The organism is Winogradskyella aquimaris, assembly GCF_042676105.1.
GTDB classification, from domain to species: domain Bacteria; phylum Bacteroidota; class Bacteroidia; order Flavobacteriales; family Flavobacteriaceae; genus Winogradskyella; species Winogradskyella aquimaris.
In genome coordinates, this window is sequence record NZ_JBHTJQ010000016.1 from 72,301 (window position 1) to 96,097 (window position 23,797).

Below are 23,797 nucleotides of genomic sequence, written 5' to 3' on the forward strand. Positions count from 1 at the left end.
TTAATAACAATGAAAAAATATTTAGTCATATTAGCTTTTATAACAATGTCCTTTGCGGGATTTGCCCAGCAGGATGTTGTAAGCAATATGGATACTGAATTAGTTGAAACCATTAAATCTGAAAAACCTGAAGCTAGCAAGACTACTATATCTGCTAAAGCTAAGGCAAAAGTTTTAAGAATGAACCACAAGAAAAGTAATGAAATTATAAGTATAAAAGCTTATAGAAAAAGTCTTCAGATAAAAGTAAAGACAGTAAAGCTTTGCTAATCAATTTGCTATTAACCATAAAAAGAGCCGAAACATGTGTTTCGGCTTTTTTGTTTGGGCATTACTTTATTTCAAAGCTTAAGTTTTGTAGTTTTATAGACTTCAAAATTCTAAGTAATGTCAGAACAAAAACGTCTCTTTTTAGTTGATGCTTATGCATTAATATTCAGAGGATACTATGCCTTTATAAAAAATCCGAGAATCAATTCTAAAGGTGAAGATACCTCGGCGATTATGGGCTTTATGAATTCACTTTTGGATGTCATTAAACGTGAAAGACCAGATCATCTAGCGGTTTGTTTTGACAAAGGTGGCAGTGTAGATAGGGTAGAAATGTACGAAGAGTATAAAGCTAACAGAGATGAAACACCAGAGGGCATAAGAACCGCCATACCATACATTCATGATATCTTGAAAGCCATGCATATTCCTATCATGGTAAAAGAAGGTTTTGAAGCCGATGATGTTATTGGAACACTATCCAGACAAGCTGAAAAAGAGGGTTACAAAGTTTTCATGGTAACGCCAGATAAGGATTTTGCACAGTTAGTTACAGAAAATATTTTTATGTATCGCCCAAAATCGTTTGGTGGTGGTTACGAAACGTGGGGAATCGCTGAAGTACAAAAGAAATTCGAAGTAGAAAGACCCGAACAAGTTATAGATTTTTTAGGAATGATGGGAGATTCATCAGATAATATCCCTGGTCTACCTGGTGTTGGTGAAAAAACGGCAAAAAAATTCATCAACCAGTTTGGCAGTATGGAAGGTCTTTTAGCCAATACCCATGAGCTCAAAGGAAAAATGAAAGAAAAAGTTGAAGCCAATGCCGAACTCGGAAGACTCTCAAAAGAGTTAGCTAGAATTATGCTTGACGTTCCTGTTGAATTTGATGCAAAGGATTTTGAATTAGACCATCCTGATATTGAAAAGGTGAAACAAATTTTCCAGGAGTTAGAGTTTAGAAGACTCACTGAGAATTTCTTAAAAACCTTTGCCTCAGGAGAAACATCTAGTCCAGAAAATATCCAATCCTCTCAGGATTCCAATTTAAATTCAACCAAAACCCCTAAAAAATCAAGTACCTCGGCTGGAGCAGGACAATTCTCTTTATTTGGTGGTGATACATCTAGCTCAGAAACAGCTGCAGAATATACCCGAAAGACTGCCGAAACCTCATCTCATTTTTACCAAAGCATTGCCACAGGAATGGCAACCAAATTATTTATTGAGAATTTGATGATGCAAACTTCGGTATGTTTTGACACCGAAACCACAAGCCTTAACCCATTACAAGCGGAGCTTGTAGGCATTGCGTTTTCGTGGGAAGCTGGCAAGGGTTATTATTTACCATTTCCTGAAAATAGAGATGAGGCTCAGGAACTGATTGAAAAGTTACGTCCATTTTTTGAAAGCGAAAACATTGAAAAAATTGGTCAGAATTTAAAATATGATATTAAAGTTTTAGCCAAATACAACATTGAGGTAAAAGGCAAACTCTTCGATACCATGTTAGCGCATTATTTGATCAATCCCGATATGCGCCATAACATGGATGTATTGGCCGAAACCTACCTTAACTACACTCCTATTTCGATTACCGAATTGATCGGTAAAAAGGGAAAGAATCAACTCTCCATGCGAGAGGTTCCTATAGAAAAGCAAACAGAATATGCAGTCGAAGATGCTGATATCACACTACAGCTTAAAGAACATTTTGAAAAAGAACTCGGTGAGGCTAATACCCAAAAATTATTTGACGACATAGAAATCCCTCTGCTGCGCGTTCTAGCTGCAATGGAACTGGAAGGCATAAATCTGGACAAAGATTTTTTAGCATCATTATCCAAACAATTGGATGCTGATATCACAAATCTTGAAAAGAAAATTTATGACACCGCCGGTGAGGAATTTAATATCGCATCACCAAAACAGCTGGGTGTTATTCTATTTGAAAAGCTAAAACTGGTAGATAAACCCAAAAAGACAAAAACCGGACAATACTCAACCGCAGAAGATGTGTTAAGCTACTTGGCCAAAGACCACGAAATTATTCAGAACATTTTGGATTACCGAGGACTCAGTAAACTGAAAAGCACCTACGTAGATGCCCTTCCTAACCAAGTAGAACCTTCAACAGGTCATGTTCATACAGACTATATGCAAACTGTAGCGGCAACGGGTCGCCTAAGCAGTAACAATCCTAATTTGCAAAATATTCCAATTCGAACTGAACGTGGTCGCCAAGTAAGAAAGGCATTTATTCCTCGTAATGAAGATTTTACGCTTTTAGCTGCTGATTATAGCCAAATAGAGCTAAGAATTATTGCAGCATTAAGCGAGGAAGAAACTATGATTGAAGCCTTTAAAAACGGTGAGGATATTCATGCTTCAACAGCTTCAAGGGTATTTAATGTACCTATTTCTGAAGTGACTAGAGAACAACGTAGCAATGCCAAAACAGTTAATTTTGGTATTATTTATGGAGTTTCGGCTTTTGGGTTAAGCAACCAAACCGATTTATCACGGAGTGAAGCCAAGGAGTTAATCGACACCTATTATGAAACCTATCCTAAGTTAAAAAACTACATCAGTAAGCAAGTTGATTTTGCACGAGATCATGGCTATGTGCAAACCGTTTTAGGCAGACGTCGTTACTTAAAAGACATTAACTCCAGAAATGCCGTAGTTCGTGGTGCTGCAGAACGTAATGCCGTTAATGCACCAATACAAGGAAGTGCTGCCGATATTATAAAAATTGCAATGATTAAGATTCATGACCAGCTACAAAACGGAAATTTTAAGTCTAAGATGCTTCTGCAAGTGCACGACGAATTGGTTTTTGACATTTACAAACCCGAACTTAATGACATGAAAACCCTCATTAAAACCGAAATGGAAAATGCGTATCAACTCTCGGTTCCGTTAGATGTAGAAATTGGCCTTGGTGCTAACTGGTTAGAGGCACACTAACATAAATTATCGTATCTTAACATAAAAATTCCCCAATTATGAAAAAATTATTCCTTACCACTTTACTTGTAATGGCCTTTTCAACCGTTGTTTTTGGCCAAGAAATTATTGAATTAGGTAACTCTCAATCCATGTGTATCACTGGGAAAGGAGTTGGTCAAGACGCTGCTAAAAATCCTTATGCTGATGTAAATAGTTTTGCTATTGTAGAAAATATTGGAGCAAATTCATTTTCAATTCGTGTTCAAAAAGAGGCTTCTATTATAAAAGAAATTGTTGTGAATCCTAATGAAACGAAGAAAGTAATTCTACTAAAAGCTTATGAACTTTATTTTGATAGTGAAAAGCCAACTAAGGCTAAAGTGAGTTTTGAAAAAGCCAAAGCATACTAGAGTTATTCTTTTCCTTTAAAAGGATTTAGAACTAAATTTAAATCCATTTGCAGTCAAAACAAGCATTGAGATAATTCTAACATCTTTATTCAAATCTAAAGAAAGAAAGGTATTTTTGCCAAAACTTTAGAAAATAGCATGTCTATTATTTCAAAAGACATATCAAAAGCTATTACGCTTTTAAATAATGAAGAGCTGGTAGCCATTCCAACCGAAACAGTTTATGGGTTGGCCGGAAATATATATTCTAAAAAAGCCATAAACGCTATTTTTAAAACCAAAAAGCGCCCACTTTTTAATCCACTTATTGTTCATATTCCCAACATAGACTATTTAGAAGCTATTGTTGCAGAGGTTCCTGAGAAAGCAAGACGTTTAGCTAATGCATTTTGGCCTGGACCAATTACATTAGTATTAAAAAAGAAACCTACTATACCCGATTTGATAACCGCAGGTAAAACTACTGTTGCGGTACGTATTCCAAATCATCCAATGACATTAGAGCTATTGAGTAAATTGGATTTTCCATTGGCAGCACCAAGCGCCAATCCTTTTAATCGTATAAGCCCAACCACAGCTCAACATGTTGAAGGTTATTTTAAAAATGAAATTAAAATGGTGCTAGATGGTGGTCCTTGTCAAAAAGGAATTGAATCAACCATTATTGGATTTGAAAATGGTGAGTCCATTGTCTACAGACTTGGTTCTACATCAATTGAGGATTTAGAGGCTGTTGTTGGTAAAGTTGAAATTAAAAACAAAAAAGAAGCAGCTCCAGAGGCACCTGGGATGTTAGAACGCCATTACGCCCCTAAAACCAAAACAGTACTTACCAGTCATCTAACAGAAACCCTTGAAGATTATAAAGGCTTACGAATTGGTCTATTAACTTATAATGACATTTTAAACGATGACGCTATTGATTTTAAAATTGTCTTATCAGAATCAAAGAATCTAGAAGAAGCGGCTTCAAAGCTATATGATGCCTTACATCAATTAGACCTGCAAAATTTAGATATCATCATTGCAGAACAGCTTCCTGATTATGGATTAGGAAAATCTATAAACGACCGACTTTTTAGAGCGACCAAAAGCTGATATACATCATTCATTAGAATAAAAAAAATACTTAAATTAATGGGTGCTTTAAAGGCAACATTCAAATTCTATTCTGATGAAAAATATTTTACTTCCTATAGATCTAAGCGGCAACGAAAGTTTACTTTTAGATAAAGCTATTGAAATAGGCGAAAAGTTTAATTCAAAAGTTTGGCTCATACATGTTTCATCTCCAGATCCAGATTTTGTTGGTTATGATGCTGGTCCGCAATTTATAAGAGATAATAGGGCTGACAAATTAAAATCAGATCATCAAAAAATTCAAGAACTAGCGAATGATTTAGTTCAAAAAGGTGTCGATTCCGAGGCCTTACTAATTCAGGGTGCAACTGTAGAATCCATTCTTAAGAAAATCGAAAAGCTAAACATTGATCTCGTCATTATAGGACATGAGGAACATGGCTTTTTTTATAGAGCCTTATTTGGAAGTGTATCTAAAAATCTGATAAAAAAATCGAACACACCAATTCTAGTAGTTCCAATAGTTTAATATTTTTTTCTTAAAAGTATAAGACCTCTGATTTTCAGCTAAAAAAACCTTTAGTTTAGGTTTGCCATTCCAATAAGTTATCGTAGATTTGCAAACTCTTTTTTAAAAGAGAAAATGTTTAATCTATCACGCTTTTGGCGTGGTTATAAATCAAATTAGTGTGGATACATTAAGCTACAAAACAGTTTCTGCTAACAAAGCTACCGTTAACAAGGAGTGGGTATTGGTCGATGCTGATGGACAAACTTTAGGTCGTCTTGCTTCAAAAGTAGCAAAACTTTTAAGAGGTAAGCACAAGCCTAATTTTACTCCACATGTTGATTGCGGTGATAACGTTATTGTTATAAACGCGGAAAAAATCAACTTAACTGGTAACAAGTGGACAGATAAAAGTTACATCCGTCACACAGGTTATCCAGGTGGACAAAGAAGTCTATCGGCTACTGAAATGTTTCAGAAAGACCCAACCAGGTTAGTAGAAAAATCAGTAAAAGGAATGTTGCCTAAAAACAAATTAGGAGCGCAACTATTCCGTAATCTAACTGTTGTTGCTGGTGCTGAGCACGCTCACGAGGCTCAAAAACCAAAAACAATTAATTTAAACGAATTTAACTAATGGAAGTAATTCACAAAATTGGCCGTAGAAAGACGGCTGTTGCCCGTGTATACGTTGCCAAAGGAAAAGGTAACATTACGGTGAACAAAAAAGACATGACGGATTATTTTACTACTGGTCCTTTACAGTATAAAGTAAACCAACCTTTAGTCATGACTAACAATGATGGCAACTTTGATATTACTGTTAACGTATATGGAGGTGGTATCACCGGCCAGGCGGAAGCTATACGTTTAGCATTATCTCGTGCAATGTGCGAAGTTGATGCTGAAAACAGAGCAATATTAAAGCCAGAAGGTCTATTAACAAGAGATCCAAGAATGGTAGAGCGTAAGAAATTCGGTCAGAAGAAAGCGCGTAAGAAATTCCAGTTCTCTAAACGTTAATATCCAACAACACTTAATTCAGGACTTGATATATCAAGTTCTGAATTATTTTATTTAATTGAAAACGTCGCAGAGTGCGGCAAATTTTAACCCAGTTATTGTTGCTTATGACGGTAAAACGTCAAAGTTTAGTTTAGCATCTAAATGGTTAAGGCGAATAAATACAACCACTTAATCATTGCTAATTCAACAGAACGTAAACTATTACAAAAATGGAAAAAGTAGAAGTAAAAGAACTACTAGACGCAGGTGTACACTTTGGTCACCTGACCCGTAAATGGAATCCAAACATGGCTCCTTATATCTACATGGAGCGTAACGGAATTCACATTATTAACCTTTACAAAACAGCTGCTAAAATAGAGGAAACTTGTGCTGCATTGAGCAAAATTGCTGCATCAGGTAAAAAAATCTTATTTGTAGCTACTAAAAAACAAGCTAAAGACATCGTTGCTGAAAAAGCTGGTGCCGTAAACCAACCTTATATTACAGAGCGTTGGCCAGGTGGAATGCTTACTAACTTTGTAACTATCCGTAAGGCTGTTAAGAAAATGTCTTCAATTGATCGTATGAAAAAAGACGGTACTTTTGAGTCCTTATCAAAAAGAGAAAAGCTACAAATAGACCGTCAGCGTGCTAAATTAGAAAAGAACTTAGGTTCTATTTCTGATATGACTCGTTTGCCAGGAGCCTTATTTGTAGTAGATATAATGCGTGAGCACATTGCAATTAAAGAAGCTCAAAAATTGAACATTCCAATCTTTGCAATGGTAGATACCAACTCTGACCCACGTCAGGTAGATTATGTGATTCCTTCAAATGACGATGCATCAAAATCTATTAATAAGATATTGTCAATTGTATCGTCTGCAATTCAAGACGGTTTAGAAGAGCGCAAAGCAGATCGTGCTGAAAAGGACGGTGAAAAAGGTAAAACCAAGAAAGCAGCGAAAGCTACCGAAGCAAAGGAAGAAGAAGAATAAATAACATTTAGAACATATATAAAAGTCGTTTAATTCGTTTCTTTGCAGAAAATAGATTTATTCGACTTTTTTTTAAATTAAAAATCATGGAAAATACTGTAAAAATAACAGCGGCAGAAGTAAACAAGTTAAGACAAGCGACTGGTGCTGGTATGATGGATTGTAAAAAAGCTTTAGTTGAAGCAGGTGGTGATTTTGATAAAGCCATTGAAGTATTACGTAAAAAAGGACAAAAAGTTGCAGAAAAAAGAGCAGATAGAGACTCTTCAGAAGGTGCTGCTGTTGCCAAAATAAATGCAGATAATACTGCTGGTGTAGCCATAGTTTTAGGCTGTGAAACAGACTTTGTTGGTAAAAATGAAAACTTTGTAAAACTTGCTAACGATTTAGCTGAAGCAGCATTAAATTTCAATACTAAAGAAGAGTTTTTAGCTTCTGATTTTGGTGGAATGACTGTTGCTGATAAATTAGTTGAACAAACTGGTGTTATTGGTGAAAAATTAGATATTACTGCTTTCGAAAAGCTTGAAGCACCTTTCGTAGGACAATATGTTCACATCAATAAAATTGCTGCTTTAGTAGGTTTATCTGCTAATGTGGATAACGCTGACACCTTAGTTAAGGACCTTGCTATGCAAGTTGCTTCTATGGGTGCGACAACCTTATCATATAAAGATTTTGATCCTGCTTATGTTGCATCAGAAACCGAAGCGCGTATAGCCGCTATTAAAAAAGACAACGAAGAATTAGAACGTTTAGGAAAAACGTTAAAGAATGTTCCTAAATACATTTCTATGGCACAATTAACTCCTGAAGTATTAGCCCAAGCTGAAGAAGATGCTAAAGCTGAATTAAAAGCTGAAGGTAAGCCAGAGCAAATTTGGGATAGAATTTTACCAGGTAAAATGGAACGTTTTATTTCTGACAACACAACTTTAGATCAAGAACAATGTTTATTAGATCAAAAGTTCATTAAAGATGAAAAGAAAACCGTTGCAGAATACGTTAAAACATTTGGTGATGTTGAAGTTACTGGTTTTAAACGTGCAACTGTTGGATAATTATCTATTCAAAACAAATAAAACTAAAGAGCCTTTCATTACCTGAGAGGCTTTTTTTTTGACATTTTTTTCTCTTTTACAGATGCTAATAATTATGTAGCTTTGTTCAACTTTCAAATTAACCATGAAATGCGCCACGTTACTATTCTTAATTTTAAGTAGTATAACTTGGCAAATTACATTAGACCATAAAAAAGCAACAGAAACTATCTGATGAAATACAAAAGAATTTTACTAAAATTATCTGGTGAAGCCCTAATGGGAGACCGTCAATATGGCATAGACCCACAACGCTTAGCAGAATATGCTCAGGACATAAAAGTTATTACAGATTTAGGCGTAGAAGTGGCAATTGTTATTGGTGGCGGGAACATCTTTAGAGGTGTTGCTGGTGCGAGCAATGGGATGGATCGTGTACAAGGAGACCATATGGGTATGTTGGCTACTGTAATTAACGGATTAGCATTGCAAAGTGCTTTAGAAGATGCTGGTATTCCAACCAGACTTCAAACAGCTATCAAAATAAATGAAGTTGCTGAGCCTTTTATTAGACGTAAAGCAATGCGCCATTTAGAAAAAGGTCGTGTGGTTATTTTTGGTGGTGGAACCGGTAACCCTTATTTTACAACTGATTCTGCTGCTGTATTGAGAGCCATTGAAATTGAAGCTGATGTCATTTTAAAAGGAACTCGTGTAGATGGTATCTATACTGCAGATCCTGAAAAGGATAGTTCTGCTGTCAAATTTGACCAAATTACGTTTGATGACGTGTTGAGAAAAGGATTAAAGGTTATGGATACCACAGCGTTTACATTAAGTCAGGAAAATAAGTTACCGATTATTGTTTTTGATATGAATAAAAAAGGAAACTTATTAAAAGTAGTTTCTGGTGAGACCGTTGGAACCGAAGTCAACTTGTAATATTTGGCTTAACTTTTGATAACTCACAATTAAAATTTTAACATTATGAACGAAGACATTGAATTTATAATAGACACCGCTAAAGAAGCAATGGATAGTGCTATAAAGCATTTAGAAAAGCAACTCGTTAATATTAGAGCTGGAAAAGCTAGTCCTGCAATGTTGGGAAGTGTTATGGTAGATTATTATGGTTCTCAGACACCATTAAATCAAGTTGCTAACGTTAATACTCCTGATGGTCGAACCATTTCAGTACAACCATGGGAAAAAAGCATGCTTCAAGAAATTGAGCGTGGTATTATGCTTGCCAATCTAGGTTTTAATCCTATGAATAATGGCGAGATGATCATTATCAATGTCCCACCATTAACTGAAGAGCGAAGAAAAGAATTAGCAAAACAAGCTAAAGCAGAAGCTGAAGATGCTAAAATTGGTGTTAGAAATGCGCGTAAAGATGCCATGAACGACATTAAAAAATCGGATGTTTCTGAAGATCTACAAAAAAATGCTGAGATAGACGTACAAGAACTTACAGATTCATACGTTAAGAAAATAGATAAAATCCTTGATGTTAAGGAAAGTGAAATTATGACTGTTTAAGTTCACAGGCTATAAATTTATTGTGCTAGAGCCGCATTGTGTGAGTTGATTTTCGGTAACGGAAAACAGAATTTATGCTGCTTTAAATATTAATCCATTTGCATGCTAAAGCGTTATATTGCGATTTTTCTTATTAGTCTTGCAACATACAGCTTGGCCCAAAATCCTGTTTCTAAAGCACAGGATTCTATAGAAATAGCAAGGGATTCCATTAAAAACGCTGAATTTCTCAAAAATATTGGCAATGGCTACTTACCAATAGGTTTCTTTGATCTTGACTTAAGATACCTTATTAAATTTAACCAGTATGAAGGCTTTAGGACAGGATTAGGAGGTATCACAAACGATCTATTTTCTGAGCGCTACAGAGTAAATGGTTATGCTGTTTATGGTTTTAAAGATAAACGCTACAAGTATAGTATAGGTGGAGGTATTAGAGTAAATAAAGCGTCGAACACATGGATTAATTTGTCTTATACTGATGACTTAAGAGAAACTGGAAGTTCTACATTTCTAACGGACAAACGCTTCTTTACCTTTTTTGAACCTCGACTTTTAAACATCAATCTTTTTCATCGGCATATTACAAAGGCTATCAGTGTTCAGCACAAAGTCTCCAATCATTTACTGTCCGAAACGCAATTTTCTACAAGTAAAATTAATCCAACCTATAACTATAATTTTGTCTTGGATGATGAGTCTTACAACACATTCGATATAAGCACTGCCAAATTAAGCTTACAATGGAGTCCTTTTAGCAAATTTGAAGTCAATGGAGACAAGGTAGTTGTGACCAAAGATGGTTTTCCAAAATTTACTTTGCAGGTGACTCAAGGTTTTAAATCTGTTTTTGGTAGTGATTTTAACTTTTCAAAATTAGATTTTAGAACCATTCAGCAATTTGAACACAGCAATGATGCAAAAACAACTATGACCTTAGTGGCTGGAATAGCTGGTGGTGAGACCCCACTAACACATTTATACCATGCCTACCCAAATAACATCACCAAAGAAACCATATTACAACGTTTTTCTGTAGCTGGTCTAAATAGTTTTGAAACTATGTATTTCAATGAGTTTTTTAGTGATAAATTCTCTACCTTACAACTGAAACACTTTTTTAGACCTTTTAAGATTTCTGAGCGCTTCAAACCACAACTGGTCCTTATATCAAGGTATGCCCTGGGGGATATGAAAAGTATTAGCAGACATCAGGGCATTACATTTAATAGGCTTAACCACCTTTATTCTGAGTCTGGTTTTGAAATTAATAAGTTACTGCTTGGTTTTGGATTGAGTTTTGCTTACCGCTATGGCGCATACCATCTGCCAAATTTTGAGGATAATATTGCCTTTAAGTTTACTTTTAATATTTCGCTTTAATAAAAATAAAAAAGCCCTTCCAGTAAATGAAAGGGCTTTTTCCAATAGATATTATTTGATTTTGTTACCATCTTTATCAAAAAAATGGTATTCAAGATATGTGTAAGCATCTCTGGGTATAATCTTTACCCATTTTTTGTGTTCAAAGAACCACTTTGTACGTACCGATGGATACCCTTTGGTTAAAAAGGCCGCTATAAAAGGATGTGCATTTAAAGTTATCTTTTTATAGTCTTTTTTGATAATCCGCTCTAGGTCTTGCTTAATACGTTGTACCACTTTAATTGGTGCCTCTATTTCATCACCACCTATAAGATTCGGATTTTCTTCTTTTGTTTTAATATTGCGTTCTGGCCTAACGCGCTGTCTGGTAATTTGTACTAAACCAAACTTACTCGGCGGCAATATTTTGTGTTTTGCTTTGTCGTCTTTCATCTCATCTCTAAGATGATTGTAAAGTTTTTTGCGGTTTTCTGCCCTACCCATGTCTATAAAATCTATGACGATTATTCCTCCCATATCGCGCAGGCGCAATTGACGAGCAATTTCGGTAGCAGAAATTAAATTAACCTCTAAGGCTGTATCTTCCTGGCTTTTTTCTTTATTAGAACGGTTACCACTATTGACGTCTATGACGTGCATAGCTTCAGTATGTTCTATTACTAAATAAGCTCCTTTGGCCATAGAAACAGTTTTACCAAACGATGTCTTAATTTGGCGCTCTATACCGTATTTTTCAAAAACTGGTATACCGTTTTTATAGTACTTTACAATAGACTCTTTTTTCGGTGCAATTTTTTGCACATAATCTTTTACTTGTATGTACAGTTCTTCATCATCTACAATAATACCAGAAAATGAATCGTTAAAAATATCTCTAAGAATAGAAGATGCTTTGTTCATTTCTCCCAATACTTTTGTTGGGTGATGTGCTTTGTACAATTTTTTACACATTGCTGTCCATCTCGCCAGCAAATTTTGTAAATCGCTATCTAGCTCGGCAACTTTCTTGCCTTCAGCTACAGTACGAATAATAACTCCAAATCCTTTAGGGGTAATACTTTTTACCAATCGTTTTAAGCGGTCTTTTTCTTCTTGCGATTCAATTTTTTGAGAAATTGAAATGCGGTTAGAAAAAGGCACTAAAACAATGTACCTACCGGCAATAGACAATTCTGAACTAATGCGAGGTCCTTTTGTAGAAATGGGTTCCTTTACTACTTGTACTAAAATTGATTGATTAGATTTAAGCGCATTGGCAATACTACCATTTTTGTCTAAATCTTTTTCAAAGGGAAAGTCTTTAAGATTGTAATCTCTTAATTTTCCTGTGCTTACACGTTTAATGAATTTTAAAAGTGAAGGTAATTTTGGTCCAAGATCATGATAGTGTAAAAACCCATCTTTTTCGTAGCCAACATTAACAAATGCGGCATTTAAACCAGGTATAACCTTGCGGATTTTGGCGATAAAAATATCTCCAACTGCAAAGTTATTATCCTCTTCATCTTTATGTAATTCAATAAGTTTTCCATCTTTTAATAAGGCAAAATCAACAATACCTGAACTCGATCTTACGATTAATTCTTTGTCCATAATGTTAATTTATATCTATCTCAATTATGAGGTAGATGGATTTTACTAAATTATTTGACACAGGATTCCGATAACATGTATCGGATAATCCAAACAAACTAGAATATACTCTATTAATACATCTAGCTTTATATCAAAGAACGCTCTTTAAAACTGAAAAAAGTAGTCTAAAAACTACTTTTCCCCAGCTTATTTCTTTTTGTGACGATTAGCGCGTCTACGTTTTTTACGCTTATGCGTCGCTACCTTGTGTCTTTTTCTTTTTTTACCACTTGGCATAATGAATAATGCTTTTTTAAATTAATATTTTTTTTAATGTCTTTAGTTTACTTCAACATTAGATTTTACACCTTCTAAAAATACTTTAGCTGGCTTAAAAGCTGGTATGTTGTGAGCTGGTATTTTTATAGTCGTATTTTTTGAAATATTACGACCTGTTTTTTCTGCTCTGGTTTTGATAATGAAACTTCCGAAACCTCTTAAATAAACGTTATCTCCGCTCTCTAGAGATGATTTAACTTCTTCCATAAAAGTTTCCACTGTAGCTTGAACATCACCTTTCTCCATGCCTAACTTATCAGATATCTTAGCTACTAAATCGGCTTTTGTCATTGTTATTAGTTTTAGGGTTACTATAAATCTTAAGGGATGCAAATATAGGTAATTTAATTTCAATATTTCAAGCGTAATTAATTAAAATTTAACGTAATAAAGATTTATTTTTGTTTGGCTATTTAAAAGGTAAATGGATTTTAAAACAAAACTAACTAACTGGTATTCAAATAATAAACGAGATTTACCCTGGAGGCACACTAAAAATCCTTATCATATATGGCTTTCAGAAATAATTTTACAACAAACTCAAGTTAAGCAAGGTTTACCTTATTATAAAGCTTTTATTAAGCACTACCCTACGGTTTTCGAATTAGCAAATGCCTCAGAACAAGAGGTTTTAAAACTATGGCAAGGCTTAGGTTATTACTCTAGGGCAAGGAACCTTCATAAAACCGCAAAACACGTAGCCTTTGAGCTCAACGGTAATTTTCCCGATAATTATAAAGACTTATTAAAACTTAAAGGTGTGGGTGATTACACAGCAAGTGCCATAGCATCTATAGCGTTTAACGAAGTTTCTGCTGTGGTAGATGGCAATGTCTACAGAGTTTTATCAAGGTATTTCGGAATTGAAACTCCCATAAATTCAACAGCCGGTATTAAGAAATTTAAAAAACTAGCTTCTTCTCTTATTGATAAAGGGAATCCTGCCATGTTTAATCAAGCTATCATGGAATTTGGTGCCACGCACTGTAAACCCAAAAATCCATATTGCATCGTTTGCCCTTTAAATGAAAGTTGCGTTGCACTACAAAAGAATTTAATTGATTCTTTACCTGTAAAATTGAAGAAAACCAAGGTTAAAACTAAGTTCTTTAACTTTTTAGTATGTATTGACAAAAACAACAAGACCATTCTTGAAAAAAGAACCTCCAAAGGAATTTGGCAAAATTTATATCAATTCCCACTTTTAGAATCACATAAAAGTTTGTCCTCAGAAGAATTTCATTTACTTGATCTAGAAGATTCTGTTTTGAAAAATCTAAAATATGATTATTCATTATATAATGAAGAAGACATCATACACAAACTATCCCATCAACATCTTCACACTAAATTCTGGATTATAGAAGCTGAAAAATTGACTGCGAAAGCAATTCTAACCAACGAGATCAAAAATTACCCTGTACCAGTATTAATAAGTGATTTCATCGAGAGCTTTAATTTTAATAAACTATAGAAATCACATTTTTTTATTAATTTTAAATGTGTGATTACAAATTAAGTAACTTTGTACATTAAAATCATTTGATATGTCAGGAACATTGAATAAAGTAATGCTTATTGGGCATTTGGGAGATGAAGTAAAAATGCATTATTTCGATGACAAAAACTGTGTTGGTCGTTTCCCTTTGGCTACAAACGAAACGTATACTAATAAAACTACCAATGAGAGGGTAACTAATACCGAGTGGCATAACATTGTGGTAAGAAATAAGGCAGCCGAGATTTGCGAAAAATATCTTACCAAGGGTGATAAAGTGTACATAGAAGGACGTATTAAAACCAGAAAATGGACTGATGATAAAGGTATGGAGCGCTACTCTACAGAGATACAATGCACAGACTTTACCTTTTTATCCAATAAGAACGAACAGCAACAAGGACAACCACCTGTTGTAAAAGAATCTTCAGAACCTCAACAGTCATCACCAAATACTGTTAATATCGAGGACGAGGACGATTTACCATTTTAATTAAATCACTGTTATTTTGGACCCAGAACCCTCGGTTTTATTTTCAAGTCTTCTAGTTTCAAATACCTCATTTATAACTAGCGTCTTTTTACTTTTTATATTATTAATATGTTCGGCCTTAATTTCTGGGGCTGAGGTTGCCGTATTCTCGTTAACCAAATCAAATATAGATAAGGGCCTAGAGGAAAATTCTCCAGCTATGCAGATTATAGCCTCACTTTTAGAGCGCCCAAAAAAGCTACTAGCTACCATTTTAGTAGCTAATAACTCCATAAATATCGCCATAGTATTGCTATTTGCCTACATAGGTGAAACACTTTTTGAAGGGATTACAAATCCCATAATTAGGTTTCTGTTAGAGGTTGTCTCGGCAACGTTCCTCATTTTGTTATTTGGAGAAATTATACCTAAAATATATGCGAGCAGAAATAGTGTAAAGTTTTCTTCCTTTATGGCAAGACCTTTAAAGGTACTTGATGTTATTTTTTCTCCAATCAGTCTGCCCATGCGTTATACGACGCTTAAGATACAAGAACGATTTGGCAAACAACGTTCTAATCTTAGTGTCGATCAGTTATCACAAGCTCTAGAATTAACAAATAATGACGATACAACACAAGAGGAGCAAAAGCTTTTACAAGGTATTGTTTCCTTTGGCAACACCGATACCAAACAAGTTATGCGACCTCGTATGGACTTGTTTGCACTAGACATTGAGACTCCTTTTGAAACTATTATAAAAGAGATCGTCGAGAACGGATATTCTAGAATACCCGTCTATGAGGAAAATATAGATAATGTAAAGGGAGTACTTTATGTAAAGGACTTACTGCCTCACCTCAATAAGAAAACGTTTAACTGGACCACTTTGCTTAGAGAACCATTTTTTGTACCGGAAAACAAAAAACTAGATGATTTAATGGTCGAGTTTCAAAATAAAAAAGTACACCTAGCAGTAGTCGTAGATGAATATGGTGGTACTTCTGGATTGGTATCCTTAGAAGATATAATTGAAGAAATTGTTGGTGATATCAGTGATGAATACGACGATGAAGATCTTGTATATACAAAACTGGACGACCATAATTATAGCTTTGAAGGTAAAACACCTCTTAAGGATATGTACAAAATATTAAACATGGATGAAGATGAAGTGGAGCATTTTGAAAACAAAAAGGGTGAAGCAGAGACTCTTGCGGGTTTTGTTCTTGAGATTTCGGGTGGCTTTCCTAGAATAGGGAGCAAAATAAATTTTAAAAATTACGTTTTTACTATAGAGGCCTTAGAGCGAAAACGCATTAAACAAATTAAGCTCACCTTGCTTAACACCAATAAATGAAACGTATATTAATACCGATAATGAGTCTTTTTATGTTAGGTTGTGGTAACGAACCCTTACCCAAACCAAAAGGCTTTCTGCGCTTAGAGTATCCCGAAGCAAAATACAAAAAGATAACTTCCTCATTACCCTTTACTTTTGATAAAAATGATTTAACCGCTACAGTTTCGAAAGTAAAAGGTTCTGGAGCCGTTAAAGGTTTAGATGTAAAGTATCCATCTTTAAAAGCAACTATCTACCTAAGCTATAAAAAGGTAAATGACACTAATTTAGACAGCCTGCTGCGCGATGCCCAAAACTTAACACAAAAGCACACTATGAAAGCTGACGAGATAACTTATAAACCTTTTGAAAACCTAAAGGATAGGGTTTTTGGAATGTTATATGAAGTAGGTGGTGATGCCGCTTCTCAATCTCAATTTTATGTAACTGACAGTACCAACCATTTTTTAAGCGGCTCTTTGTACTTCTATGCAAAACCCAATTACGACTCTATATATCCGGCATCAGAATACCTTAAAAAAGACATAAAGCGTCTAATGGAATCCATCCGCTGGAAAGATAAATGACATAAAATAGAAGCATAAAAAAAGCAGCCAAATGGCTGCTTTTTATTTGTTTCAATATAACTCATTAGAAGTTGTAACGTAAACTTGCGTTCCAAGTTCTACCGATACCTAAGAAATAGCCAAACGCATCTCTTTGGTTGATATAAGCTTCATTGAATAGATTAAAAACGTTAGCTCTAAATGTTAATGGATTGTCACCTAAAGAAAATCTATAAGTTAAACCAGCATCTGCAAGTGTGTAGGCAGGAAGTCTTACTGACTCATATTTACCACCAGCAAGGGCTTGCTCAGCAACATCTGCAGGATCTACAAACTCATACAAATCAGTATAAATATTATAGTCCATATCTATAGATAACGCATCTGTTACATTAAGGTTTAAACCAAATCCGAAAGATGTTTGAGGTGCATTACCAATTTTAACATCCGTTAAATCAGCACTTCCATTTGTTTCAATAAAGTCACCTGTATCATCATTCTGAAGTGTGTATGGCGTCTCACCATCATACTTCCAGTTACCAATAGACCCGTAACCTCTAAAAGTCCATGCAGAACCGATAGGACGATACTGTAAATCTACCTCAATACCATTGTGTCTCTGAGTAACATCAGTTAATCTGTAAGTACTAAATTCGTCATCAGAAGTACCAACCTGGCCATCAGCACCGGCTTGAACAGGTCCGTTAATAGATAAGAATCTATTACCCCATTCTGTGCTATAAACGTCAACGTTAATTCTTAAAACATCATTTTGGAAACGGTAACCACCTTCAAAACCAAGAATTTCTTCATTCTCTACTTCTGGCTCTGCAAGTGCATTAGAATATCTGATGTTCGCAAATATATTATCTAAAAATGGTTGACGTGAGTAGAAACCTGCGTTAGCAAATACAGAATGTTGCTCATTAAACTTATAAGCCGCACCACCTTTTACATTGTAACCTGTTTTACTCACCTTTTCAGATTTACCTAAACCGTCACCGAAACCAGTAAAGAATCCTTCTCTTTGGTAAGACTGTGTAGATAATGCTCCTTGAAAGAATGCAGAGAACGACTCATTGCTATACTCTACCTGTCCAAAAGCACCTAAATATTGTATAACTTCTTCATAGTTGTAGTCATATCTTTGGTCATTATCAGCAAAATCGAATAATGAAGCCCAAGGATTTGCTTCAAACGTTTCAGTAATTACATAATCATCTGGACGGTCAGTTCTAAAGTTATCGTTATAACCATCTAAACCTAATGTATTATTTAACTGTCTAAAGTGGATACCGTTGTAAGTTCTACCATCAATACCAAAGTTCATAGACCAGTTTTCATTAGCCTCATAACTTAAGTTAGAAAGTAATCCATACCAGTTGTGGTTGTTTACAGAAGATCTTCTTAAATAAGAGTCTCCAAATGTACCATATAAACCACCATCAATTGTTGTTCCTGTAGCGATGTTGTTATCTACAATAGCATCAAAGTTAATTTCTCTTTCATTTAATCCAGTGATACCAATATCTTCGTTTCTAATACGTCCTCGACCAACACCACCTGTTCCGCCACCACGTCCCCATGATGCATAAAGAACTGTTGACAAATCTAATTTATCATTGATATTGAAGTCCCAGTTTAAGTTCATTACTGGTTTGTGGTAGTAGTTACGTCTTTCTGTAAAACGTTCACCATCTAAGAATCCTGTATTAGCATTAGCCTTCTCCCCATAAGCTTGATAAAATTCCAAGTCCTGGGAAAAGTTTTGATCATGCCACTGAGGAGCACCAGTTAATAAGAAGTTAAAAGCATGCTTATCATTTGGCTTGTAACCTACTGAGAATAAATAGTTTTGTCCTTGACCAGCAGTACCAATAGCATATTTTCTGTGCGCTTGCCAGTGGTCTATTAACACTGAAAATGCCCAGCCTTTATCGTTAATTCCAGAATCGTAAGCAACAGTAGACTTTACATAGCTATCGTTACCTCCTAAAAATCTAACAAAACCTCCTTTATTTTTATCCGTAGTTTTAGATACAATGTTTACTGTACCACCCACAGAAGAAATAGCTAACTTAGAAGATCCTAAACCTCTCTGAATCTGTACAGCATTGGCTACATCAGACATACCAGACCAGTTAGACCAGTACATTCTACCATCTTCCATACCATTAATTGGCTGACCATTTAACAGGTATGCCGTGTTTGTTTGGTCAAAACCACGTAAAAAGATTTGAGAATCACCAAATCCACCAGCTTGATTTGAAACATAAACCGAAGGAGTGTTCTTCATAGCTTCACCAAATTCAACGTTACCCGCTGCCTTTAACTGAATGTCCTTACCTCTAATAGTAGAAACAGCCACTGGAGTTTCTCTATCTTCTGCCAAGTCAATTACACCTGTACCAATTACTACAACTTCATCTAATGTGTTGTCTGGGTATAAGTTTATTGTCCCAACATTGGTATCGCCATCAAATTTAATCGTCTTAGCGGCAAAGCCTACATAAGAGATTACAATTGTACCAGAATTTGATTGAGCGGTAAGTGTAAAGTTACCATCAAAATCTGTAGTTGCACCATTTGTTGTTCCCTTTACTAAAACATTAGCACCAGGTAATGGTGAACTTGTCTCGCCATCTACTACTGTACCAGTAATAGTTGCTTGAGCAAATGCTACTGTAGTAAATAACATCATTACAGCTGCAAATAAAAATTGATTAAATTTTTTCATATAAAATTTAAGTTAATTGGTTTCTATTAGTGGCGCAAAATTACATATAACATTGGGTATAATATTACCAAAATGTTAAGAATTTTAACATCACTAAGTTAATTATGTATTTCGCAATTTATATGCGTGCATAATTAACTTATTAGAATTTTTTTAACAATTATTTGCGGTTTTCTTTATAAAACCGAATTAAATTCTGTGTAGAAGTATCATGTGACGTATGTTTTGCGTCATCATTAAGCTCTTGAAGTATCGTTTTTGCCAGTTGTTTACCTAACTCAACACCAAACTGGTCGTAACTGTATATATTCCAGATTATCCCTTGAACAAAGATCTTATGCTCATACATAGCTATGAGCTTTCCTAAACTCTCTGGAGTTAATTTTTTAATCAAAATAGAGGTCGTCGGTTTGTTGCCTTCAAAGATTTTAAACGGCAGTAATTTTTGTTTTTCATCATCAGACAGATTTGTGCGTTTGAATGCCGCCAATACTTCTGCTTCAGTTTTTCCATTCATTAAAGCTTCGGTCTGCGCAAAGTAATTAGACATTAATTTGTCATGATGATCTTTATCTCCATGTAAAGATTCTACAAAACCAATAAAATCTGCAGGGATTAATTTAGTGCCCTGATGTATTAACTGAAAAAAAGCATGTTGTGAATTGGTACCAGGTTCACCCCAAATAATCGTACCTGTTTGATAGCCTACTCTTTGTCCTGATCGATCTACATACTTTCCATTGCTTTCCATTATACCTTGTTGCAGATATGTTGCATACTGATTAAGATATTGGGTATATGCAATAACTGCTTCGCTTTCAGCCTCAAAGAAATTATTGTACCAAATGGTTAATAAAGCAGCTATAACAGGAATATTGTTATCAAAATCAGTCGTTTTGAAATGCTCATCCATTTTTTGGGCACCTTTTAATAAGCTTTCAAAATTATCATAGCCTAGTGATAGACTTATAGACAAGCCAACGGCACTCCAAAGTGAAAAGCGTCCACCAACCCAATCTTTCATTGGGAATATATTTTTCTCGTCAATACCAAATGCCTTTACACTCTCTATATTGGTAGAAACCGCAACAAAATGCTTTGAAATTGCCTCTTGTGGTAGCGACTGTAAAAACCACGTCCTTATGGAATTTGCATTTGATAATGTTTCTTGCGTGGTAAATGTCTTGGAAACAATAACAAATAGTGTAGTTTCAGGATTTAAGTCTTTGATGATTTCGTTGTAATGATCTCCATCAACGTTACTTACAAAATGAGTTTTTAAATGATTTTTATAAAACTGTAAGGTATCTACAACCATAGCTGGCCCGAGATCTGAACCACCTATGCCAATATTTACAATATCTGTAATCGGTTTACCGGTATGTCCTTTATGTTTGCCATTTACAACAGCGTCTGTGAAATTTTTTATTTTTTGCTTAACCTCAAACACCTCAGGTATCACGTTTACACCATCTACATAAACCTCAGAACCTTTCTCTGCTCTTAAAGCGGTATGCAATACTGCTCTTCCTTCGGTCGTATTAATAACGTCCCCTTCAAAATATTTTGAAATGGCATCTTTTAAATCTACCTCATTAGCCAATTCAATAAGGGATTTAATAATCTCTTTTGTTATTCTATTTTTTGAAAAGTCCACATAAAAATCATCCCATCGTACCGTTAGCTCCTCTGCTCTCTTAGGATTACGCTTAAAAAGTTCCTTTAGATGTGTCGATTTAATCGTTTCAAATTGTGCTTGTATTTTTCCCCAAGATTGGGTTTTGGTAGGGTTTATAGATTTCAGTGCCATTATTGTATGTCTGTAATATTATCTTCTGTTATGGTATTTTCAATCTTTTGAGACTCAGTTTCTAAAAAGAAAATGTTATCCAATCTTTCCTTAATTGGTTTGATATATTCTAAATACCTTGTCTTTAAACTGTCTGAAATAGGTTCTGCCTCAGGTAATTTTTCTCTAAATGGGTCTACCTGCTTTCCATTTTTCCAAAAACGATAACACACGTGTGGTCCACCCGTATTACCAGTCATACCAACATATCCAATAATATCACCTTGCTTTACAAATTGACCTTTTTTAACCGCCTGCCGGCTCATATGGAGATATTGCGTACTATAAGTAGCATTGTGCCTAATCTTAACATACTTTCCGTTACCTCCTCGTCTTGTAGATTCTACAACAGTGCCATTTGCCGTAGCCATTATTGGCGTACCTACAGGCGCAGCAAAGTCTGTTCCCTTATGCGGTCTTACTTTATAACCGTAGTAGGCTATTCTTCTTTTTAGATTATATCGTGATGATAATCTACCGAACTTAACTGGCATTTTCAAAAATGCACGTCGAAGATTTTTAGCATTTTCGTTGAAGTAATCCTTTATACCCTTTAAAGAATCGGTTTCAAATTGAAAGGCATATAAAGAATCCCCATTATGCTCAAAATATGCTGCCTTTACATTATGAACACCTGCATAAATGGTGTCATTGATATACTTATCTGTATAGATTACCTTAAACCGATCTCCTGGTTGTAACCGTCTAAAATCTATAGTCCAAGCATAGATGTCATCTGCCATTTTATAGGCTAGCACCTGACTTAGACCCTTGTTTTCCAAAGTTTCGGATATATTATTTTCTATAACCCCTGTTGCAGTTCTCTCAATATAAGTAATTGGTTTTGTTCGTGTGTAAGCTTGTATAGAATCTTTAAAGTCTATGACCACATAATCCTCTAAATTTTGCTGATAAATGAATGTTGTGGGTTTACGAATACTATCTTTAACATTGGCTTTTGGAAACAATAGGGTATAAGGTTTACCCACCTGAAGTCTTGTTGCTATGTCAAAAGTATCCTTTGCTTTTTCAGCGATATGAAAAATTTCAGGATACCCAATATTATTACGTTCTAAAATAATACCGAAAGTGTCACCTCTTCTTACAGTATCTCTTTTAAACTCAAATTTTGCAAGATCAAAACCAAATTCTAGAATCTTTTCTTCCTGTTTTTTCTCAGCGATTTCCTTTTTATAATTTTCTGCTGAGTTGTCTTCTTTACATGCTATTAAAAATACCGTAATACCGGCAAGTACTATTAATCTCTTTAAGTACATTAATTGTTAATTAAATATTATTACCCCAATTTTTTAATTCTTCATCTGACCATAAATCCGGAAAGAATATCCTCCTCTGATACCTCGGATGCATGTATTTTTTCCAGTCACTTCCACCAGTCGCTTCTCCGTCTCCTATACCACTTTCGATGTAGTGCTTCGCGGCATTATAATGTGCCATGACCCAAGTTACATTGACTGTGTAATCATAATGGCGCATCGCCTTTATTAAGTCTTTATCCTTTTGATCTTCTTTTGGCAATTCTTTAAATCGCGTCCAAAGATTTTTGGTATTATACTTCTCCATAAATCTTAAAAACTCGTCTTTGTAACGGCGCTCAAAATTAACTAAAAGTGTAGATTTTTTACCTGTTTTATGATCTTTTCCTGCAGCTTGCCAATATAAATGCTCAAAGGCATGTGTATACGGAGTATTCCGGTCTATATCTGCTCTAAATCTATAATCTATTAGGTTTATTAATTCTGTGGATGCAAACTCGATAAGACGATATTGTGCACTTTGAAAACCACTTGCAGGTGTCAGTGTGTATCTAAACTTCATGTATTGCTCTACTTCCATACCTTCTCTCATAATATTGAAAGACGTTGTAAGCATATCAAAATAACGACTAATGCGCATTATTTTATTTTCAAAGAAGATGACATCAAGATCTTCTTTTTCTGCAACTTGAGAAATTTCCCAAAGTATCATTTTAAAAATAAGCTCATTGATTTGATGATAGGCTATAAACACCATTTCATCTGGAAGGGTCGTACGCTGAATCTGAAGATTCAACAGTGCATCGGTTTGTATATAGTCCCAATAAGTAATCGGCTTGCTGTATAGCAAGCCGTATAAATGGTCTTCTGTATCTTGGTCTATATCAACATACTTCTCTTGAAGCTGTTTTAAAATCTCATCGTAATTCGGTTGGTCTGACATAT

General features: G+C 34.9%; 22 protein-coding genes. 16 read left to right on the forward strand and 6 right to left on the reverse strand.

The window, feature by feature from the left end:
* Positions 1-9 precede the first annotated feature (9 nt).
* The 12 genes from ACFQ1K_RS10275 (at position 10) to ACFQ1K_RS10330 (ending at position 11,194) form a co-directional block, all read left to right on the forward strand.
* Positions 10-270, forward strand: a complete 261-nt coding sequence (locus ACFQ1K_RS10275; protein WP_320554653.1) for a hypothetical protein — start codon at positions 10-12, stop codon at positions 268-270.
* Between the two features lie 117 nt (positions 271-387).
* A complete protein-coding gene (polA, locus tag ACFQ1K_RS10280) occupies positions 388-3,243 on the forward strand; it encodes a DNA polymerase I (RefSeq protein WP_320554654.1) in 2,856 nt (951 codons plus the stop codon).
* A gap of 38 nt (positions 3,244-3,281) precedes the next feature.
* The gene (locus ACFQ1K_RS10285) at positions 3,282-3,635 is read left to right on the forward strand and encodes a hypothetical protein (RefSeq protein ID WP_320554655.1); all 354 of its coding nucleotides are present in this window, start codon (positions 3,282-3,284) and stop codon (positions 3,633-3,635) included.
* A 138-nt stretch (positions 3,636-3,773) separates the two neighbouring features.
* On the forward strand, positions 3,774-4,733 hold the full coding sequence (locus ACFQ1K_RS10290; protein WP_320554656.1) for an L-threonylcarbamoyladenylate synthase: 960 nt from the start codon (positions 3,774-3,776) through the stop codon (positions 4,731-4,733).
* Positions 4,734-4,809: 76 nt separating this feature from the next.
* On the forward strand, positions 4,810-5,244 hold the full coding sequence (locus ACFQ1K_RS10295) for a universal stress protein (RefSeq protein WP_320554657.1): 435 nt from the start codon (positions 4,810-4,812) through the stop codon (positions 5,242-5,244).
* 160 nt (positions 5,245-5,404) lie between these two features.
* Positions 5,405-5,860, forward strand: a complete 456-nt coding sequence (gene rplM, locus ACFQ1K_RS10300; RefSeq protein ID WP_320554658.1) for a 50S ribosomal protein L13 — start codon at positions 5,405-5,407, stop codon at positions 5,858-5,860.
* Positions 5,860-6,246: a 30S ribosomal protein S9 gene (gene rpsI / locus ACFQ1K_RS10305; RefSeq protein ID WP_320554659.1), complete on the forward strand. Its 387-nt coding sequence runs from the start codon at positions 5,860-5,862 to the stop codon at positions 6,244-6,246. The genes rplM and rpsI overlap by 1 nt, the downstream gene beginning before the upstream one ends.
* Positions 6,247-6,458: 212 nt before the next feature.
* Positions 6,459-7,229, forward strand: coding sequence for a 30S ribosomal protein S2 (gene rpsB, locus ACFQ1K_RS10310; protein ID WP_320554660.1), 771 nt, complete (start codon positions 6,459-6,461; stop codon positions 7,227-7,229).
* An 86-nt stretch (positions 7,230-7,315) separates the two neighbouring features.
* Positions 7,316-8,290, forward strand: coding sequence for a translation elongation factor Ts (tsf, locus tag ACFQ1K_RS10315; protein WP_320554661.1), 975 nt, complete (start codon positions 7,316-7,318; stop codon positions 8,288-8,290).
* A 213-nt stretch (positions 8,291-8,503) separates the two neighbouring features.
* Positions 8,504-9,211, forward strand: coding sequence for a UMP kinase (gene pyrH, locus ACFQ1K_RS10320; RefSeq protein ID WP_320554662.1), 708 nt, complete (start codon positions 8,504-8,506; stop codon positions 9,209-9,211).
* A 45-nt stretch (positions 9,212-9,256) separates the two neighbouring features.
* Positions 9,257-9,811, forward strand: coding sequence for a ribosome recycling factor (frr, locus tag ACFQ1K_RS10325; protein ID WP_320554663.1), 555 nt, complete (start codon positions 9,257-9,259; stop codon positions 9,809-9,811).
* Positions 9,812-9,913: 102 nt separating this feature from the next.
* A complete protein-coding gene (locus ACFQ1K_RS10330; RefSeq protein WP_320554664.1) occupies positions 9,914-11,194 on the forward strand; it encodes a DUF5686 family protein in 1,281 nt (426 codons plus the stop codon).
* 51 nt (positions 11,195-11,245) lie between these two features.
* Here the strand turns inward: ACFQ1K_RS10330 and ACFQ1K_RS10335 are convergent, their stop codons facing one another.
* Both ACFQ1K_RS10335 and ACFQ1K_RS10340 read right to left on the reverse strand, forming a co-directional pair.
* Positions 11,246-12,790 (reverse strand): ribonuclease E/G, encoded by a 1,545-nt coding sequence (locus ACFQ1K_RS10335; protein WP_320554665.1) that lies wholly within the window; start codon positions 12,788-12,790, stop codon positions 11,246-11,248.
* 321 nt (positions 12,791-13,111) lie between these two features.
* The gene (locus tag ACFQ1K_RS10340) at positions 13,112-13,402 is read right to left on the reverse strand and encodes an HU family DNA-binding protein (RefSeq protein WP_076619727.1); all 291 of its coding nucleotides are present in this window, start codon (positions 13,400-13,402) and stop codon (positions 13,112-13,114) included.
* 133 nt (positions 13,403-13,535) lie between these two features.
* On the opposite strand from ACFQ1K_RS10340, the gene mutY reads away from it, so the two are divergent.
* The 4 genes from mutY (at position 13,536) to gldD (ending at position 17,010) form a co-directional block, all read left to right on the forward strand.
* The gene (gene mutY / locus ACFQ1K_RS10345) at positions 13,536-14,585 is read left to right on the forward strand and encodes an A/G-specific adenine glycosylase (RefSeq protein WP_320554666.1); all 1,050 of its coding nucleotides are present in this window, start codon (positions 13,536-13,538) and stop codon (positions 14,583-14,585) included.
* A gap of 73 nt (positions 14,586-14,658) precedes the next feature.
* Positions 14,659-15,102 (forward strand): single-stranded DNA-binding protein, encoded by a 444-nt coding sequence (locus ACFQ1K_RS10350; protein WP_320554667.1) that lies wholly within the window; start codon positions 14,659-14,661, stop codon positions 15,100-15,102.
* A 16-nt stretch (positions 15,103-15,118) separates the two neighbouring features.
* Entirely contained in the window at positions 15,119-16,441 is a 1,323-nt protein-coding gene (locus tag ACFQ1K_RS10355) for a gliding motility-associated protein GldE (protein WP_320554668.1), read from the forward strand.
* Entirely contained in the window at positions 16,438-17,010 is a 573-nt protein-coding gene (gene gldD, locus ACFQ1K_RS10360; protein ID WP_320554669.1) for a gliding motility lipoprotein GldD, read from the forward strand. Before ACFQ1K_RS10355 ends, gldD begins: the two co-directional genes overlap by 4 nt.
* A gap of 64 nt (positions 17,011-17,074) precedes the next feature.
* Here gldD and ACFQ1K_RS10365 read toward each other — a convergent pair whose 3' ends face one another.
* The 4 genes from ACFQ1K_RS10365 to ACFQ1K_RS10380 all read right to left on the reverse strand — a co-directional run bounded on the left by ACFQ1K_RS10365 (position 17,075) and on the right by ACFQ1K_RS10380 (position 23,795).
* Positions 17,075-19,726 (reverse strand): TonB-dependent receptor, encoded by a 2,652-nt coding sequence (locus ACFQ1K_RS10365; protein ID WP_320554670.1) that lies wholly within the window; start codon positions 19,724-19,726, stop codon positions 17,075-17,077.
* A gap of 160 nt (positions 19,727-19,886) precedes the next feature.
* A complete protein-coding gene (pgi, locus tag ACFQ1K_RS10370; protein ID WP_320554671.1) occupies positions 19,887-21,536 on the reverse strand; it encodes a glucose-6-phosphate isomerase in 1,650 nt (549 codons plus the stop codon).
* Complete coding sequence (locus ACFQ1K_RS10375; RefSeq protein WP_320554672.1) at positions 21,536-22,852, reverse strand: peptidoglycan DD-metalloendopeptidase family protein; 1,317 nt, start codon at positions 22,850-22,852, stop codon at positions 21,536-21,538. Before ACFQ1K_RS10375 ends, pgi begins: the two co-directional genes overlap by 1 nt.
* A gap of 10 nt (positions 22,853-22,862) precedes the next feature.
* Positions 22,863-23,795, reverse strand: coding sequence for a tryptophan 2,3-dioxygenase family protein (locus ACFQ1K_RS10380; protein WP_320554673.1), 933 nt, complete (start codon positions 23,793-23,795; stop codon positions 22,863-22,865).
* Between the last annotated feature and the right edge of the window lie 2 nt (positions 23,796-23,797).

Coding starts and splice junctions, on each gene's coding strand:
- ACFQ1K_RS10290 (WP_320554656.1), top strand. CDS start 3,774: ATGTCTATTATTTCAAAAGACATATCAAAAGCTATTACGCTTTTAAAT.
- ACFQ1K_RS10350 (WP_320554667.1), top strand. CDS start 14,659: ATGTCAGGAACATTGAATAAAGTAATGCTTATTGGGCATTTGGGAGAT.
- frr (WP_320554663.1), top strand. CDS start 9,257: ATGAACGAAGACATTGAATTTATAATAGACACCGCTAAAGAAGCAATG.
- polA (WP_320554654.1), top strand. CDS start 388: ATGTCAGAACAAAAACGTCTCTTTTTAGTTGATGCTTATGCATTAATA.
- pyrH (WP_320554662.1), top strand. CDS start 8,504: ATGAAATACAAAAGAATTTTACTAAAATTATCTGGTGAAGCCCTAATG.
- ACFQ1K_RS10335 (WP_320554665.1), bottom strand. CDS start 12,790: ATGGACAAAGAATTAATCGTAAGATCGAGTTCAGGTATTGTTGATTTT.
- pgi (WP_320554671.1), bottom strand. CDS start 21,536: ATGGCACTGAAATCTATAAACCCTACCAAAACCCAATCTTGGGGAAAA.
- ACFQ1K_RS10275 (WP_320554653.1), top strand. CDS start 10: ATGAAAAAATATTTAGTCATATTAGCTTTTATAACAATGTCCTTTGCG.
- gldD (WP_320554669.1), top strand. CDS start 16,438: ATGAAACGTATATTAATACCGATAATGAGTCTTTTTATGTTAGGTTGT.
- rpsI (WP_320554659.1), top strand. CDS start 5,860: ATGGAAGTAATTCACAAAATTGGCCGTAGAAAGACGGCTGTTGCCCGT.
- ACFQ1K_RS10375 (WP_320554672.1), bottom strand. CDS start 22,852: ATGTACTTAAAGAGATTAATAGTACTTGCCGGTATTACGGTATTTTTA.
- ACFQ1K_RS10380 (WP_320554673.1), bottom strand. CDS start 23,795: ATGTCAGACCAACCGAATTACGATGAGATTTTAAAACAGCTTCAAGAG.
- ACFQ1K_RS10340 (WP_076619727.1), bottom strand. CDS start 13,402: ATGACAAAAGCCGATTTAGTAGCTAAGATATCTGATAAGTTAGGCATG.
- ACFQ1K_RS10330 (WP_320554664.1), top strand. CDS start 9,914: ATGCTAAAGCGTTATATTGCGATTTTTCTTATTAGTCTTGCAACATAC.
- ACFQ1K_RS10295 (WP_320554657.1), top strand. CDS start 4,810: ATGAAAAATATTTTACTTCCTATAGATCTAAGCGGCAACGAAAGTTTA.
- ACFQ1K_RS10285 (WP_320554655.1), top strand. CDS start 3,282: ATGAAAAAATTATTCCTTACCACTTTACTTGTAATGGCCTTTTCAACC.
- mutY (WP_320554666.1), top strand. CDS start 13,536: ATGGATTTTAAAACAAAACTAACTAACTGGTATTCAAATAATAAACGA.
- ACFQ1K_RS10365 (WP_320554670.1), bottom strand. CDS start 19,726: ATGAAAAAATTTAATCAATTTTTATTTGCAGCTGTAATGATGTTATTT.
- tsf (WP_320554661.1), top strand. CDS start 7,316: ATGGAAAATACTGTAAAAATAACAGCGGCAGAAGTAAACAAGTTAAGA.
- rpsB (WP_320554660.1), top strand. CDS start 6,459: ATGGAAAAAGTAGAAGTAAAAGAACTACTAGACGCAGGTGTACACTTT.